Source organism: Methylorubrum zatmanii (assembly GCF_014845115.1).
GTDB lineage: Bacteria > Pseudomonadota > Alphaproteobacteria > Rhizobiales > Beijerinckiaceae > Methylobacterium > Methylobacterium zatmanii.
The window spans coordinates 13704-27324 of record NZ_NKUI01000061.1; the positions used below are offsets into that span (position 1 = coordinate 13704).

Here is a 13621-nt window from a genome sequence, read left to right on the forward strand (position 1 = left end):
AAAGCCGGTACGCCCCGGGCGGACATGGCCGACAAGAACGCCGCGCAGGCCCCGCCAGGGCCGAGGCGTGGCCGCGACGGGAGCGAGCCTTAAGACGATGACGAAGCCGATCGGGTCATCCCTCGACGACCATCTCGACGCCGAGATCGCGCGTGACGCCGCGCTGGCCGACACCGCCGCCACGATCCGGGCCCTGGCTGCCGCCGCCATCGATGTGAGCGAAGTGGTCGGGCGCGGGGCGCTGGCGGGGGATCTCGCCGCCCAGGGCGAGCACAACAGCGATGGCGACGTGCAGAAGGCGCTCGACGTGATCGCCCACAAGCGCTTCATGCAGGCGCTGGAGCAGGCCCCCGTGGCGCAGGTCGCCTCGGAGGAGGCCGAGGACGTGGTCGAGCTGAAGGCCGACGCCCCCCTGGCCGTGGCCATCGACCCGCTCGACGGCTCCTCCAATATCGGCGTCGGCATGGTGGTCGGCACCATCTTCGGCATCCGCCCGGTCACCCGTGGCCAAGGCGTCGAAGACCCGAACGCCTCCTTCCTGACGCCCGGCACCACGCAGACGGCCGCCGGCTTCGTCGTCTACGGCCCGGCCACCACCTTCGCGCTGACGCTGGGCAACGGCACCCGCATCTTCACCCTCGACCGGGCGGCGGGCCAGTTCCGCCTCACCCACGACGCGATGAAGATCGTTCCGAGCGCCAACGAATACGCCATCAACGCCTCAAACGCCCGCCACTGGGACGCGCCGGTCAAGGCCTTCATCGAGGATTGCCTGCGCGGCTCGGAAGGCCCGCGCGACCGCGACTTCAACATGCGCTGGACGGCTGCCCTGGTGGCGGACGCGCAGCGGGTGCTGATCCGCGGCGGGGTGTTCCTGTATCCGGGTGACAACCGGAAGGGCTACGCGCAGGGGCGTCTGCGCCTCCTTTACGAGACCGCCCCGATCGCCTTCCTGATCGAGCAGGCGGGCGGCGGCGCCACCGACGGCCAGGGCCGCATCCTCGACCGGGTCGCCGCCAAGATCCACGAGCGCTCGCCGCTGGTGTTCGGCTCCGTCGAGGAGGTCGATTGCGTCGCCAAATACTATGACGGGCGCCAGCCCACCGCGGGCCGCTCGCCCCTGTTCGGCCAGCGCGGCCTGATGCGCAGCTAAAGCGCTCTCCGCCGGAGCGGATGCCGGTTCGGCGGTAGAGAGTGCGTCACAACAAGACCTTAGGGCCCTTCCGATTGCCCCGTGATCGGGAATGGCCCTAGAGCATCAGCCGCTCACCCCTGAAAACCCATGTCGGCGCGTCATCCCATCATCTCGGTCACCGGCTCCTCGGGGGCCGGGACCACCTCTGTGCGCAACACCTTCGAGCAGATCTTCCGCCGGGAGGATGTGAGCGCGGTCTATATCGAGGGCGACGGCTTCCACGCCTATGACCGCGACACCATGCGGGCGATGATGGCGCATGAGCCGACGCTGAGCCACTTCGCCCCCCGGGCCAACCTCCTGCCCGAGCTGGAGGAGGTGTTCCGCAGCTACAGCGAATCCGGCACCGGCCGGACCCGGCACTACGCCCACGAGGAGGCGGATGCCGTCCGCTACGGCGTGCCCGCCGGCAGCTTCACGCCGTGGGAGCCGTTCCAGCCCGGCTCGGACCTGCTGTTCTACGAAGGCCTGCACGGCTGCGTGGTCGACAACAACGTCGATCTCGCCCGCTACCCCGATCTCAAGATCGGGGTGGTGCCGGTCATCAACCTCGAATGGATCCAGAAGCTGCACCGGGACCGCTCGACCCGGGGCTACTCGACGGAGGCCGTCACCGACGTGATCCTGCGGCGGATGCCGGATTACGTGCAGACGATCTGCCCGCAATTCTCGTGGACCGACATCAACTTCCAGCGGGTGCCGATGGTCGACACCTCGAACCCCTTCATCGCCCGCTGGATCCCGACCGCGGACGAATCGATGGTGGTGATCCGCTTCAAGGACCCGAAGGGGATCGACTTCTCCTATCTGGTCTCGATGATCCACGACAGCTTCATGAGCCGGGCCAATTCCATCGTGATTCCCGGCGGCAAGCTCGACCTGGCGATGCAGCTGATCCTCACGCCGATCATCATGCAGCTGGTGGAGCGGCGGCGGCGGCTGGCGTGATACGGGTTGCGCCTTGCTGTGGGTTGCCCCGTCTGAAGCCGCACAGGAACGCGGGGGCGGCCGCTCCCTCAGGCACCCGAGGCGGCCGATAGCGCTGCCCTGTCCTTGGATTCCGCCCGCATCTCCCCGTCCAGGAACGCCGCCACGGCTCGCGAAAATTCCGGTGTGCGCAGGTAGCCGTAGGATTTGTGTGGGTTCTTGCCGCCGCGCGGGCGGCGATAGGCGTTGATCACGGGGCAATCGACCACGCCGATCCCGGCCCGGTTCGGGGCATAGGCCTCCGCCAGCGTGGTGCCGACCGTCGCGAGATCCTCGCGGTCGCCGAGATTGCTCCAGCGGGCCACCGCCTCGGGCACGCGCAGGTCGCCGTGCTCGGAGGCGAGCCGGCGCTTGATCTCGGCCAGCCCCAGCGGTGCGCCCATGGTGACGAAGTGAGCGATCCGGGGCAGTTTCCCCTGGCGTTCGAGCAGCCGCAGCACATCGTAGGCGATCAGCGAACCCATGGAATGGGCCGCGAGCAGCAGCGGGCGCCCCTCATGCTGCGCCAGGGCCTGCCGCAGCCGGTCGCGGGCAGCGTCCCGGAAAACGCTGTCCTCGTAATAGCCCCAGAGATCGTCGAGCCGGTGCTCGATGATGAGGTCGTCGAGGATCAGGCGCCCGGCCTTCACCTGGATCCATTCGATGACCCGGTAGAGCCGGTCGGTCAGGGTCGGCGCGCAGACCCCGTCGGGGCTTGGGAACGGTCCCCTCCCCCGGGCGGGATAGTAGGGTTCGCGGTTGTGATCGTCGGCGAGCGGTGCGTCGTAACGCAGGTCGGCCCAGTACACGAAGTCGAAGGGAAGATCCGGCGGCGATCGCCCGACATTGCGCCGAAGCCCCTCCGCGACCGCCTGGCCCCACCATGCCTGCTTCTCTTCCCGGGGCGGCTTATTGGCGAGCCCGTGGATGCCGAGGATGAGCGGGCGGTCGTGCATCGGTGGAGGAAGCAAGCCTGGCGATCGTTCGGTCGCCGGCTCAACACCGGCATCGCCGGGCATATAGCGCATCGACACTCGTCAGCCGCGCGACAAATCGGCAGCATGCTGCCCCTCCCGGCGGCCTCGGTGCGGAAGCCGAAGCACCGCCTTACGCGGCCTTCACCGAACCTGCGACAGCCGCCGAGGCGACCGTCGAAGGATCGGGAAATCGAGGGGATATCCGCGCCGAGAAGCAGGCGCCCTCAGGCGCCCATCTTCTCCACCAGGGCCTCGGAGAGGGCGAAGTTGACGTAGACGTTCTGCACGTCGTCCTGATCCTCGATCACCTCCACGAGGCGGATCAGCTTCTCGCCGGTCTCGTCATCGACATCGATGGTGTTCTGCGCCTTCCAGATCAGGCCGGTGCGGCGCGGCTCGCCGAAGCGCGCTTCGAGTGCTTTCGAGACCTCGCCATAGGCGTCCTGGGCGCAGGTGACCTCGTGCCCGTCGGCATCCGAGCGCACGTCGTCGGCGCCGGCCTCGATGGCGGCCTCCAGCATCGTGTCGGCGTCGGCGACCTCCGGCGGATAGGCGATCACGCCGACCCGGTCGAACATGAAGGCGACGGCGCCGGTCTCGGCGAGGCTGCCGCCGGATTTGGTGAAGGCCGAGCGCACGTCGCTCGCCGTGCGGTTGCGGTTGTCGGTCTGCGCCTCGACGATCAGCGCGGCGCCGCCGGGGCCGTAGCCCTCGTAGCGGATATCCTCGTAGTTCTCGCCGTCATTGCCGGCCGCCTTCTTGATGGCGCGCTCGATGTTGTCCTTGGGCATGTTCTCGGCCCGGGCCGCGAGGATGGCGGCGCGCAGGCGCGGGTTCATCGTCGGGTCGGGGGTGCCGAGCTTGGCCGCCACCGTGATTTCACGGGCGAGCTTGCTGAACACCTTCGAGCGGACCGCATCGACGCGGCCCTTGCGGTGCATGATGTTCTTGAACTGGGAATGCCCGGCCATGACGGGATCGTCTTCTCGTTCGTTCGGCCAGAAGGCTGCTTCCGATGAAGGAGCCTCGACGCCGCGCGGGAAATGTCTGGAACACGGCTTATAGGCCGCCCGCCCCCGCCGAGGCAACGCGGACGGCGCCGGTGAACGGCCCCGTGCCGGCCGGCGTTCCCTTGCCGAGCCGAATGGAAAGGCAGCCGATGCACAAGGACAAGGGTTCGCTCCGCCAGGGTCCGGCCCGTTCCGGCTGGCGGTTCGGCCTCGCCCTCCTCCTCGGCGCCGTGGCGGGGGCGACCGCCTTTCCCCGGCCCGCCAGAGGCGGTGGCACCCGGAACGACAAGAAGGACGGCCTCAGGGCTGGTCCTGCGCCAGCAGCGCCCGGTAGCGCGCCGCCGAACGGCTGACGACGGCGCGCGCACCGTCACCGATATGCAGGCCGAAGGCGCCGTAGAGGCGCTCGAAGGCCCGTCCGTCGAGGCGCGACGCGATCCGGGCCACGGTGCCGCCGGAGAGCGGCAGCCAGTTCGGGTAGCTCCACAGGAAGGAAACGGTGCGCCGGTCCGCCCCCACCTGCACGATGTCGCCGGTCAGAAGCGCCCCGCGCCCCTCCGCGCCGTCCCGCCAGTGCAGCACGGTGCCGCCGGGGAAATGGCCGCCGAGGCGCAGCAGGGTCAGGCCGGGTCCGAGGCTGCGCTCGTCCTCGTCCCAGAACACCACCCGGTCGTCGGGTCGCATCACCCAGGCGCGGTCGCGGGCCTGGAGATAGACCGGCGCATCGAAGGCGGCCGCCCAATCGGGCATGGTGGTGTAGTAGTGAGGGTGCGAGATCGCGATGCCGGACAGCCCGCCGAGGGCGCGCACCAGGGCGACCGTGGCCTCGTCGAGCAGGGCGAGGCAGTCCCACAGGATATTGCCGTGGGGCGTGCGCAGCAGGAAGGCGCGCTGGCCGATGCCGAAGCGGGGCTGGGTCTCGATCTCGAACAGGTCCGGCTCCATCTGCCGCCAGGCATTGGCGTGGCCGGCGGCGAGCGCCTGCGGCGTGGTCCAGCTCTGGCCAGAGGCCGGCACGTATTGCCGCTCCTCGTCGCAGATCGGGCAACGGGCGGGCGGCGCCGGCTGCTCGGGAAAGCTCGTCCCGCAGGTGACGCAAATCTGGATCGGCATCGTCCCTCCCCCTTTCGCCCATGCCCTCCCGAGGCTCAGCCGCCGCGATATCCTTCGCCGTCCTTGGCGCGCGGGTGCTCGCGCGGGGGCGCCTCCTCGTCGCGCGGGGCGCCGATATCGCCCGGCTCGGTGGCGCCGGGCGAGCGGCGCCCCTGGACGGCGGGCGAGACCGGACGCGGCTCGTAGCTCCGGGCGGCGGGCGTCTCGGCGGGATCGTCGGGCTTGGTGGTGCTCAAGGGCAGACCTCCGAAATCGTCCCCGGTCAAGAACCGCGATCCGCCCCTTGTTCCCGGCGACGCGCGGAGGGAACCGCGAGAACCGGCTTGGCGCGAAGGCGGTTCACGGGTCAGAACCTCACGCCTGACCTCGGACCCGAATCGGGACCCATGACGATGAACCGCTCGATCCTTTCCCGCTTCGTCTGCCTCTCCCTCGCCCTCGCGGCTTTGCCGGCCACGGCGCAGGAGCGGCCCTTCACCCCGTCGCTCACCTGCGGAGCCGTGAAGGCCCTGGTGGCACGGGAGCGGAGGATCGTGCTCGCCACGAGTCCGAACGCCTACGAGACGGTTCATTTCGAGAGCGGCGCCTGCACCAACGAGGTGACGGCCGCACCCGCCTTCGAGCCCACCCTCGACGACCGGTACTGCTTCGCCGGCTATCGCTGCGTCCAGCGCAACAACGGCGAGAACTCCGTGCGCTGAGTTCGCGGTTCCGGCGCATGCGCCATCCGTTCGATTCCTCCGGGAGGGCGGATGGCATCATCGCTCAAGCGCCGTATCAGCCCCGCCGGAGCAGCCGCTTGGCCTCGGCGCGGGCACGGTGCTCGAAGCGGGCGAGGCGCAGGCGTCGCTCCAGGGAAATCAGGCCGGCGCCCGGCGGCACGGCGATGATCTCGGCGATCCTTTCCCGCTCGGGATAGAGGCTCTCCAGCGCCGAGCCCGGCATCGTCGCCGAATCGAGCCGCCCGGCGAAGGCCTCGGCGTGGAAGGCCCGGACGATGGCGTCTTCGAGGACGAGGCCGGGAGCCTGCGCCCGAAGCGTCTCGTCATAGGCGGTCTTGAGGAGATGGGCGGTCCCGCCGCAGACCAGGGCGAGGCTCGCGGCCACCGCCCGCCCGTCGAGCCGCAGCAGGTCGGCGCGGACGGTGACGGGGCCGCCCTCGGGCCGGAACAGGGCGCGGGCGAAGCGCTCCGTCTGCGGCTTGCACAACAGGGCCGTGCCAGCCGCGCCCTTCCAGCCGGCGGCTTCGAGGGCGAGGAAGCTGCCGAGGGCCCGTTCCAGGGCGGCGCCCTCCGTCGCGGTCTCGAGGTCGAGCACCCCGCTCTCCTCCAGCCGCCGCCGACGTCGGCGCAGATCCTTGAGGCGGCTGCGGTGCGGGTGGCCGGCGAGGAAAGCGTCGTAATCGGCCCGCCGGTCGAGCACCGGCCGCTCGAAGCCGTCCACCACGCCGACCTGCCAGCCGGCCCGGCCCATGGCCGCGAGGAGCCCGGCTCCAATCCGCCCGCCGCTCGCCAGGAGCGGCCAGCGCCAGGGTCGGCCGCCAGAGGCGCGCGCCAGCCCGCCGACCAGGGCATCGAGCCGCGCCTCGAAGCCCGGTCCCCCGGCGACGAGAGGGGCGCTCTCGGTCACGTAAGGCGACAGGAAGGGCTGGGCGAGGCTGGCGCCGAGACCGGCGATATCCGGGCGGAGAAGGAAGGGGAGCAGGGCCACGGGCGCCCCCCCCTCGCGGACGACCACGGCCGAGAGCCGTGGCGGGCACAAGCCGTGGGCCCGGTGGGCCTCGATCACCGCCCGCGTGTAGAACGGATGAGGAGCGGCCGCGTCGGATACCAGGGCGTCCCAGGCCGCCGCCTCCGTGGCGAGGGCCGGGATGGGTTCGACGGCGGCACGGGGCGCGTCCGGCGTGGCGCTGCGGGACGGCATCATCGGGCGGCTCCCCGCGGAAAGACATCGACGACCGGCGTCGCGAGGCCGTGGATGGCGCGGGCGCCGAGCGCCATGGCGAGCCCGCGCAGCACGGCCGCGACGGCGACGGCGGCCGCCGCGCCGGAGACGCCGAGCCACGGCACCAGGGCGAGGCAGAGGAGCGCGGCCAGCGCCAGCATCGCCAGGGTGATGCCGGCGCAGAGCCGTTCGCCGCCGAGCATGGTCAGCACGTCCTCGGCCGGGCCGAACAGGCTCGCCGCCACGCTGCCGGCGACGAGGATCGCCAGCACCGGCAGGCTGCCGCGAAACCCTTCGCCGAACAGGCCGAGCAGCAGGGGCGAGACGGCGAGGATGGCAAGGCCGATTCCCGCCGTGGCGAGAAAGGTCCAGCGCGCCTGCCGCCGCACCAATCCGGCGAGCCCGGCCTCGTCGCCCCGCGCCCGCGCCGCCGCGAGGCGCTGCGCCGTGGCGGCGGAGGCGGCGTAATGCACGAAGGCCACGAATTGCTGGATGCGGGTGGCGGCGAAGTAGAGGCCGACCGCCTCCGGCGGGACGAGGAAGCCGAGGATCACCACGTCGACGAAGCCGAAGGCGCTCGCGGCGAGATCCCCCGCCGCGATCGGCAGGCAGGCCGTGAGCCAGAGCCGCCACGCGTAGCGGCGCGGCCCCGCCGGGAGGTGGCGCCGCAGGCGCAGCAGCAGCAGAGCGGCCTGGAGCGTGGCCGCGAGGCCGGTCGCGGCTAGCGTGCAGGCGATGGCGATCCAGGCCTCCGCCGGGGCGCCCCCCAGCACGGCCCCGGCCATCGTGACCATGATCAGCCCCTGGCGCAGCAGGTAGGGCGGCGCGATGGCCAAGAGCGGCCAGCCCTGGCTGCGCGCCACCCCCTCCAGATAATCCTGGAAGGCGAAGAGCGGCACGACGAGGGCCGCCACCAGGATCGGCGTGCCGTAAGGGCCGGCGAGCAGGCCGTCCCGCAGGAGGGCGACCGCGAGCCCGCCGAGGGACAGGGCGAGCCCGCCGCCGAGGCTCGCCAGGGCGCCCCCGAGGAGGAAGCCGCGCACCCTGTCGAGCCGGCCGGTCGCTTGGTCGGCGGGCAGGAAGCGGCACGCCCCCTGGGACAGGCCGAAGGTCGCGGTGTGGCCGAGGATCGCGATCCAGACCCAGACGGTGGCGAAGATCCCGTATTCGGCGCCGCCCATCATCCGCGCCATCAGGACCTGCGCGCCGTAGGCGAAGCCCGCCGCGGCGATGCGGATCGCGAACACGCCGAGCGCCGAGACGGCGGCGGTCGCGCGCACCGCCCGCAGACGGGCCAGGATCGGATCGAGGGGAGAGGTGGCCGCGATCGCCTTGTCCGCTGCCATGGCTGCCGTTCCGAAGGCGCCGATGGCGGGAATGGCCAGGACGCTCGCCGGAATCCTTAGAAGCGCGGCGTTTCGGGCCGGTTAAAGGGCAAATCGGGCCGGCCGACTTCGCGGCGGCGGATCGCCCTCACGGTTGCTTGGGCGGCGCCGGCTTCTCGGCGGAACCGGGCGTGCCGGTCTGGGCGGGATCGAGCGGCGGCGCCCCCGCCTGAGTGGGCTCCGCCTTGGGAGCGTCAGCCTTGAGAGCGTCAGCCTTGGATCCATCCGTTTTGGAGGCATCCAGCTTGGCCGCGTCCGGCTGGAGCAAGGACAGGGTGATCGCCCGGGTGGCGTGCTCGGCCATGCAGCGCAGGCCGAGATCGTTGAGCCGGAAATGGCGGCCGAGCATGTGAACCTCGGTCGTGCCGCGGGTCGAGAGGTAGCGCATCGCCGCGTAGCGGTGGACGAGCGGCACCGCCTCCCGGCGGGCCACGTCCTGCACCGTGCGCACCATCTCGGTGTAATAGGCGTCGTCGGCCAGGCTCTCGGTGAAGACCGGATCGATCAGCACGATGTCGATCTCATGGGATTTCACCCACTTGACCGACTCCTCCAGCGCCTCGCCGAACGCCTCGATATCGACCCGGGCCAGGGCATCGTTGGTGCCGACCTGCCAGACCACGAGATCCGGCTCCACCTCGGCGACCATGGAGCGGAGCCGCTCGCCCGCCCCGCTCGCCACCTCGCCCGGCAGGCCGCGGGCTTCGACATCGACCTGGACGTCGGGCAGCGCCTGTTCCAGCGCGTTCTCCAGCTTGACGGGATAGCTCGCCGAGGCGCCGAGCCCGGCCGAGGAGGAGCCGATCGAGAGCACGCGGACCGGCCGCTTCTCCTTGAGCGCCGCCTTGACCGCCTTGAGCCGGGCCAGGGTGTAGAGCTTGGAGCCCGGCACCCGGCATTCCGGCGACAGGCTCTGATCGACGGCCTCGGCGGGGGCCGAAGCGGCCGGGGGAGCCGGCACCTCGGCGCGGGCGGGCGCCGATGACAGGAGGCTCAGGCCCAGAAGGCTCAGGCTGAGGACGGCGAGGCGGCGTCGGGCGCCTTGCGTGCCGGCCGCGGCTTGCGGGAACGCCATTCGACGAACCATGCGGTAAAACCCAGTGCGAACAGGCCGGACCCTACGACCGAAACGTCAACGATGATAACGCCACCGGTCTGGAAGCGCACGAACTGTCCGGCGAGGCTCAACAGCGATCCCATCGAGAAGACCGCGAGCGAGTTGCGCCCCAAACCCGACAGAAAACGGGCGAGCGGCCCCAGGCGCGGGGCGAGGAGTGCGTAGACGCCCTGGAAAGCCAGCACCATGCCGCAGAAATGGATCAGCCGGGCGGGCGAGAGATAGGTCTTGTCGAAGGTGAAGACCAAGCGCGGCTCCGGCGCCAACATCGGATCCGGCCGCCATTCCAGCACCGCGAGCACGACGCCGACCGCGACGATGACCACGCCGAGGGGCATCAGGCTCCGCCACAGATGCCGGAGCCGCTCGGATTCCCGCGTCGCCTCGTTGGCGAGGAAACCCAGCACGAGCAGGAGCTGCCAGCAGAGCGGATTGAAGAACCAGTCGCCCTCGCCTGGCCAGGACGGGAAATTCCACTCGAAGACGAGGCTCGCGCCGTAGAGCGTGAGCGACATCGCCAGCAAAGCCGCCCGGCTCACCCGGCCGATCAGCACCACGGCGGGAGCGATGGCGATCAGCACCACGTAGAGCGGCAGGATGTTGAAGTAGCCGAGCTGGTGGGTGAGCACCACGACGCCGACCATGGTCTGGATCGGGTCGGCGAAGAAGCCGCCGGCATTGTGCCATTCGAGGATGAGCGGATTGTCGAGATAGAGCGCGCAGCCCGCGATCATCGCCAGGGCCAGGGCCATGATCGTGATCTGCGCCCGGTAGACCTCGACGGTGCGGGACAGGAGCCGCAGCACCGTGGTCAGGCGCGGCTCCGGCTTGCCGTCGCGCCCGCGGGTGGCGAGCCCGATCGACCAGCCCGCCAGGAACACGAACAGCTCGGCGGCGTCCGAGATGCCGTACTGGGAGAAGGTGTAGCGCTCGAAGACGTTGCCGGGGATGTGGTTGATGAAAATCGTGATCAGCGCGAAGCCGCGCCAGAAATCGATCGCGTTCGGCTCGCGCATCAGGCTCCACGGTCCGGCGGTGTGACGTCGACGCGGCAGGATCCCGGCCTCCCGCGCGGACCGCGAGCGGCCGGCACGGCGCCGTTCCGGGACCCGCGACCCGGAGCGGAAGGCGGGCGCCCTGATAGACCGCGCCGGGGCCGGTTGGGAAGCCGCCGCGCGGTCACGAAAGGGCCGGATCCGGTCCCTCAGGCCGCGCCGCGCAGATGCCCGGCGTGCCAAGCACGCAGGGCGTCGAGGGTGACGATGCCGTCGGGCCAGGCATGGCCCTGAAGGTGATCGTGGGGGGCATCCGGCTCACCGAGATCGGAGACGGCCGAGAAGGCACCGTCGAGACGGTGGCTCTGGGTGTAGCGGCTGCGGGTGGCGAGCACCGGCAGGCCGGCGGCCAGGGCCGAGCGGATGCCGGCGGCCGAATCCTCGAAGGCGATGGCCTCGGACGGGTCGATGCCGAGGCGGTGGACGGCCAGCGCGAAGATGTCCGGTGCCGGCTTCTTCTGCGCCGCCTCGTCGCCCGCCGCGATCACGTCGAAGGGCCGCTCGACCTGCGGGAAATTGAGCGTGAGCAGGAGGTCGATATTGGGCCGGCTGGTCGTGGTCGCCACCGCCAGCCGCACGCCGTCCGCCCGCGCCTGCTCGACGAGGCGCCGCACGCCCGGGCGCAGAGAGAGGCTGCCGCTGCGGGCGAGTTCGCCGTAATAGCGCGTCTTGAGGTCGTGGATTTCCGGCATCCGCCGTTTCAACACCTCCGCATCCTCGCCGTGGAAGCGCTCGATGTAGTGGATCAGCCGCTCCTTGCCGCCCATCACCTTGAGCAGTTCGGCATAGAGTTCCGGCGACCAGTGCCAGGGCAGGCCCAGTGCCCGGAAGGCGCGGTTGAAGCCCTGGCGATGGAGGTCCTCGGTCTCGGCGAGCGTGCCGTCGACGTCGAAGATCAGCGCCCTCAGCATCGCACACCGTCCCGCCCGGTGGCCGCGCCGGCCGCCTCGCGGATCGCCGCGATGTTCTTCTGGTACGCGGCCGGGCCGCCCTTGAAGGCCGCCGAGCCGGCGACCAGGATGTTGGCACCGGCCTGCGCCGCCGGTCCGGCGGTCTCCGGGGTGATGCCGCCATCCACCGAGATGTCGATGTTCCGCCCGCCGACCAGGGCCTTCACGCGCGAGACGGTCTCCAGCGCCGAATGGATGAAGCTCTGCCCGCCGAAGCCGGGATTGACGGTCATCACCAGCACGAGATCGACCATGTCGAGCAGCGGCTCGATGGCGGAGGCCGGCGTGCCGGGATTCAGCGCCACGCCCGCGCGCCTGCCGAGGCCACGGATGGTCTGAAGCGAGCGGTGGATATGCGGACCCGCCTCGACATGGACCGTGATCGCGTCCGCCCCGGCCTCGGCGAAGGCGGCGAGATAGGGATCGGCCGGCGCGATCATCAGGTGGACGTCGAAGACCTTGTCGGTCCAGGGCCGCAGCGCCTTCACCACGGCGGGCCCGAAGCTGATATTGGGCACGAAATGCCCGTCCATCACGTCGAGATGGATCCAGTCGGCGCCGGCTTGCGCGACCGCCCGTGTCTCCTCGCCGAGCCTGGAGAAGTCGGCGGCGAGGATCGAGGGTGCGAGGATGGTCATGAAACGGCTCGGGACGGACGGCGCGCCGCCTCGCACGGGAGGGGCGGCCCAGGGATGAGGGGTTTCCTGTAACCGATCTAGGGCACCGGCCGACAAGATTCCCGCTGCCTTCACGCGAAAAGCCGGCACGGACAAGGCAAGATGCATCAAAGCCCCATAAAGACGCATCGTCCGCTTCATCCGGGGAGGGCGACAATCACATTCCGGGCGCGTCCGTCGCTTGGGCTGTCCGCTCAGGATGGGATGGGGCTCTGAGTCACGGCCGCAACCGGACGTTCAGCCTTCGAGCGTTCCCAGATCTCCCCACTCTTGGTCAGCCTCAATCAATCCCGCCCGAAACGGGAAACCCCGAGCTTCAGGCTGGGGAGGCCGCGAGCCATCGCACACAGCCCGCCATCGGTGCGGCCTCTCCCCTCCGATAGGCCGAGCAGCCCAGACCTTCTTTGATCGGACGTATCGGATCCAGGAGCGGGCCTCCCGCGATGCCGGATCTGGAGCCTCGTCGCCGCTTGTGAGGCTACCGGTCCCGTCATGCTCTGCCGGATCGCGAATTGGTGCGCCTTCTCGACACCCGTCAGGCCTCCGTCTGTCCTCGCTGGTTCCAAGCCTTGGCGACAGCGGGTGGCACGATCCTTCTAAATTTTGAGATCGTCGCAATTTTTAACACCTAGACTCAGTTGCCGCATGATTTGCGAGATTATAAAAAGTCAACAACGGAGAATCAAATAAACCAGCACACATGAAGATTATACCTCTAAATTCAGTCACAGCGCCAAGTTTTAATTGAATTAAACACGAGCCAGAGGTGCCTTTGCATGTCAAATAATTTGCATGATCACGCGGAGACTCATCATTTCAGGCATCTGCTTCTATTGGCTATGAACCGTGAATACTTCCATTTACCTGTGACCCCAGCCGCTCCGACACCGACCGCGATGCTGCGCGACGCGGCCGCCTTGGGCATGCTTCAGATCAATGCGAGGGCTGCAAATCAATCCGCCGTAAGTGGAGCTCCGTCCTCACTTCAGCATGCGTCCATCTCGGAACTGGGACCCGAGCGGCGATTCCATCAGTTTATCTTAGCATATACGCGGATATAATCCATGCAATGACTTACATAAATTTTATTCACTAGATATACTGAATTTTAAAAAACCCTTCGTCTTATATTGTGACGCACATAATCTTGTAAGACAATCTAGACTAGACACACCATTAACACATAGGACGATAAAAACTCTCCAGTCGGACGCCGCAGCACGTCGCCGATC

The 13621-nt window shown here is 69.4% G+C and carries 13 protein-coding genes; 3 read left to right on the forward strand and 10 right to left on the reverse strand.

Going from position 1 to position 13621, the window contains the following annotated elements; translation table 11 throughout:
* The first annotated feature begins 97 nt into the window (after window positions 1-97).
* Together MZTS_RS08505 and MZTS_RS08510 are read left to right on the forward strand one after the other, a co-directional pair.
* Window positions 98-1153 (forward strand): class 1 fructose-bisphosphatase, encoded by a 1056-nt coding sequence (locus MZTS_RS08505; RefSeq protein WP_192283220.1) that lies wholly within the window; start codon window positions 98-100, stop codon window positions 1151-1153.
* 129 nt (window positions 1154-1282) lie between these two features.
* Window positions 1283-2143 carry a phosphoribulokinase gene (locus MZTS_RS08510; RefSeq protein ID WP_192283222.1) on the forward strand — a complete coding sequence of 287 codons (861 nt, stop codon included), beginning with the start codon at window positions 1283-1285 and terminating at the stop codon, window positions 2141-2143.
* A gap of 68 nt (window positions 2144-2211) precedes the next feature.
* Here MZTS_RS08510 and MZTS_RS08515 read toward each other — a convergent pair whose 3' ends face one another.
* From MZTS_RS08515 to MZTS_RS08530, 4 genes are all read right to left on the reverse strand, one after another.
* Entirely contained in the window at window positions 2212-3117 is a 906-nt protein-coding gene (locus tag MZTS_RS08515; protein WP_246482054.1) for a lipase/acyltransferase domain-containing protein, read from the reverse strand.
* Between the two features lie 245 nt (window positions 3118-3362).
* Window positions 3363-4109: a YebC/PmpR family DNA-binding transcriptional regulator gene (locus tag MZTS_RS08520; RefSeq protein WP_192283224.1), complete on the reverse strand. Its 747-nt coding sequence runs from the start codon at window positions 4107-4109 to the stop codon at window positions 3363-3365.
* A 339-nt stretch (window positions 4110-4448) separates the two neighbouring features.
* Window positions 4449-5261, reverse strand: a complete 813-nt coding sequence (locus MZTS_RS08525; protein WP_009864020.1) for an MBL fold metallo-hydrolase — start codon at window positions 5259-5261, stop codon at window positions 4449-4451.
* Between the two features lie 35 nt (window positions 5262-5296).
* Window positions 5297-5497 carry a hypothetical protein gene (locus MZTS_RS08530; protein ID WP_192283226.1) on the reverse strand — a complete coding sequence of 67 codons (201 nt, stop codon included), beginning with the start codon at window positions 5495-5497 and terminating at the stop codon, window positions 5297-5299.
* A gap of 150 nt (window positions 5498-5647) precedes the next feature.
* On the opposite strand from MZTS_RS08530, the gene MZTS_RS08535 reads away from it, so the two are divergent.
* A complete protein-coding gene (locus tag MZTS_RS08535) occupies window positions 5648-5962 on the forward strand; it encodes a hypothetical protein (RefSeq protein WP_009863315.1) in 315 nt (104 codons plus the stop codon).
* 76 nt (window positions 5963-6038) lie between these two features.
* Here MZTS_RS08535 and MZTS_RS08540 read toward each other — a convergent pair whose 3' ends face one another.
* The 6 genes from MZTS_RS08540 to rpe all read right to left on the reverse strand — a co-directional run bounded on the left by MZTS_RS08540 (window position 6039) and on the right by rpe (window position 12350).
* Window positions 6039-7184, reverse strand: a complete 1146-nt coding sequence (locus MZTS_RS08540; protein WP_192283261.1) for a GNAT family N-acetyltransferase — start codon at window positions 7182-7184, stop codon at window positions 6039-6041.
* Window positions 7184-8551 (reverse strand): lipopolysaccharide biosynthesis protein, encoded by a 1368-nt coding sequence (locus MZTS_RS08545; RefSeq protein WP_192283230.1) that lies wholly within the window; start codon window positions 8549-8551, stop codon window positions 7184-7186. The genes MZTS_RS08540 and MZTS_RS08545 overlap by 1 nt, the downstream gene beginning before the upstream one ends.
* A gap of 127 nt (window positions 8552-8678) precedes the next feature.
* Window positions 8679-9665 carry an SGNH/GDSL hydrolase family protein gene (locus tag MZTS_RS08550; protein ID WP_192283232.1) on the reverse strand — a complete coding sequence of 329 codons (987 nt, stop codon included), beginning with the start codon at window positions 9663-9665 and terminating at the stop codon, window positions 8679-8681.
* Window positions 9599-10723, reverse strand: coding sequence for an OpgC family protein (locus MZTS_RS08555; RefSeq protein WP_192283234.1), 1125 nt, complete (start codon window positions 10721-10723; stop codon window positions 9599-9601). Before MZTS_RS08555 ends, MZTS_RS08550 begins: the two co-directional genes overlap by 67 nt.
* A 188-nt stretch (window positions 10724-10911) precedes the next feature.
* The gene (locus MZTS_RS08560; RefSeq protein WP_192283236.1) at window positions 10912-11673 is read right to left on the reverse strand and encodes an HAD-IA family hydrolase; all 762 of its coding nucleotides are present in this window, start codon (window positions 11671-11673) and stop codon (window positions 10912-10914) included.
* Window positions 11667-12350, reverse strand: coding sequence for a ribulose-phosphate 3-epimerase (gene rpe, locus MZTS_RS08565; RefSeq protein WP_192283237.1), 684 nt, complete (start codon window positions 12348-12350; stop codon window positions 11667-11669). Before rpe ends, MZTS_RS08560 begins: the two co-directional genes overlap by 7 nt.
* Between the last annotated feature and the right edge of the window lie 1271 nt (window positions 12351-13621).

What these genes read in the sequence shown, in the direction of transcription:
- MZTS_RS08505 (WP_192283220.1), top strand. Translation starts at nt 98, where the DNA reads ATGACGAAGCCGATCGGGTCATCCCTCGACGACCATCTCGACGCCGAG.
- MZTS_RS08510 (WP_192283222.1), top strand. Translation starts at nt 1,283, where the DNA reads ATGTCGGCGCGTCATCCCATCATCTCGGTCACCGGCTCCTCGGGGGCC.
- MZTS_RS08515 (WP_246482054.1), bottom strand. Translation starts at nt 3,117, where the DNA reads ATGCACGACCGCCCGCTCATCCTCGGCATCCACGGGCTCGCCAATAAG.
- MZTS_RS08520 (WP_192283224.1), bottom strand. Translation starts at nt 4,109, where the DNA reads ATGGCCGGGCATTCCCAGTTCAAGAACATCATGCACCGCAAGGGCCGC.
- MZTS_RS08525 (WP_009864020.1), bottom strand. Translation starts at nt 5,261, where the DNA reads ATGCCGATCCAGATTTGCGTCACCTGCGGGACGAGCTTTCCCGAGCAG.
- MZTS_RS08535 (WP_009863315.1), top strand. Translation starts at nt 5,648, where the DNA reads ATGACGATGAACCGCTCGATCCTTTCCCGCTTCGTCTGCCTCTCCCTC.
- MZTS_RS08540 (WP_192283261.1), bottom strand. Translation starts at nt 7,184, where the DNA reads ATGCCGTCCCGCAGCGCCACGCCGGACGCGCCCCGTGCCGCCGTCGAA.
- MZTS_RS08545 (WP_192283230.1), bottom strand. Translation starts at nt 8,551, where the DNA reads ATGGCAGCGGACAAGGCGATCGCGGCCACCTCTCCCCTCGATCCGATC.
- MZTS_RS08550 (WP_192283232.1), bottom strand. Translation starts at nt 9,665, where the DNA reads ATGGCGTTCCCGCAAGCCGCGGCCGGCACGCAAGGCGCCCGACGCCGC.
- MZTS_RS08555 (WP_192283234.1), bottom strand. Translation starts at nt 10,723, where the DNA reads ATGCGCGAGCCGAACGCGATCGATTTCTGGCGCGGCTTCGCGCTGATC.
- MZTS_RS08560 (WP_192283236.1), bottom strand. Translation starts at nt 11,673, where the DNA reads ATGCTGAGGGCGCTGATCTTCGACGTCGACGGCACGCTCGCCGAGACC.
- rpe (WP_192283237.1), bottom strand. Translation starts at nt 12,350, where the DNA reads ATGACCATCCTCGCACCCTCGATCCTCGCCGCCGACTTCTCCAGGCTC.